The organism is Aequorivita sinensis, assembly GCF_006346335.1.
Classification (GTDB): domain Bacteria; phylum Bacteroidota; class Bacteroidia; order Flavobacteriales; family Flavobacteriaceae; genus Aequorivita; species Aequorivita sinensis.
The window spans coordinates 1-1,052 of sequence record NZ_VDMC01000055.1; the positions used below are offsets into that span (position 1 = coordinate 1).

A 1,052-nucleotide genomic window follows, 5' to 3' on the forward strand; every position below is an offset into this window, starting at 1 on the left:
TGTATCTACTATTGTAGAATTGTTATACCACTTCTCATTATTTACTTTTTCCATTGTTCTTTTTTTTAAATACCAAGATAGCTCTTATTATTTTTAGCTGGCGCACAACGTGTTGGCTATGGTTTCGTTGCGTTAAAATCCGCTAGGATTTTCCGCCGTAAACCGAAGATAGCAAATTTGCGAGGACTTTCCGAGAAGAAAGTCAGAAGCAATGAACTATAGCCGGTGTTAGCTTTAGTTTTTTCTAATTTCAAGTTTTTGAAACTCTTCTTCTGTTATTCTCAATTTAAGAAATTCCAAAGCACCTAAACTTAGTTCCTCTATTATTTTTATACGATAATCTTCAATATTACATTCTGTATTGGATTGTGGAATACTCAGACATTCCTCATTTTCGCTATTATTGTAATAAAGCAAAAAATATGGTTGGTGTGAAATCCAACCTTCACACATATCATTTAATTCTTTATTTTCATTCAACTTTTTACCATTCAAGAATTCAATCGTTTTTAAATTTTGGTCAGTAATTAATGAAGATTTAGTCGTTTCGTAAAGTTCATTATCGGTTTTATTAATCTTAATTTCTATCCCTCTAATCTCATTCTCTTGTTTCCAAAGAATCTTAGCATATCCTGCCTCAGTTCCAGCAGAATAATGAGTGAGTGAGATAAAATTTTGAGCTCCATTATTCTTCAAACTATCGATAATCGATTTTGTTTCTTTCAAAATTTTCCCTCCATATTCGTTGTCACAAAAAGTCGCTAGTTCTTGAGCACTTGCAAGAAGAGATAAATTCAGAAACAATAATAGAGTTTTGATTTTCATAAAATTAAAGCTAACGGCAGTCTGTCTCAAAACTACACTAATTTTCTTTTAAATTCAGTTTCAGGGTTAAGATTTCCGTATTTCATGAATTTTATGAAATTTCTCTGGAATGCGATTTTTAAAGCTTGCTGAGTGGATAATTGGGTTATAGCAAGCAACATAACCCCTAAAAACGAATTGAGCGCAGCGCAAACGGCCGTTATATCGAACTTTACACCGAGATTAAA

At 32.2% G+C, this 1,052-nt stretch carries 2 protein-coding genes; both read right to left on the reverse strand.

Annotated features, from left to right (window positions below; translation table 11 throughout):
- Nucleotides 1-234 precede the first annotated feature (234 nt).
- Nucleotides 235-825 (reverse strand): hypothetical protein, encoded by a 591-nt coding sequence (locus FHP04_RS14360; RefSeq protein ID WP_139856838.1) that lies wholly within the window; start codon nucleotides 823-825, stop codon nucleotides 235-237.
- Nucleotides 826-857: 32 nt separating this feature from the next.
- The coding region (locus FHP04_RS14650) for a hypothetical protein (RefSeq protein ID WP_218937266.1) at nucleotides 858-1,052 on the reverse strand (195 nt) is incomplete at its 5' end.

Coding starts and splice junctions, on each gene's coding strand:
- FHP04_RS14360 (WP_139856838.1), bottom strand. CDS start 825: ATGAAAATCAAAACTCTATTATTGTTTCTGAATTTATCTCTTCTTGCA.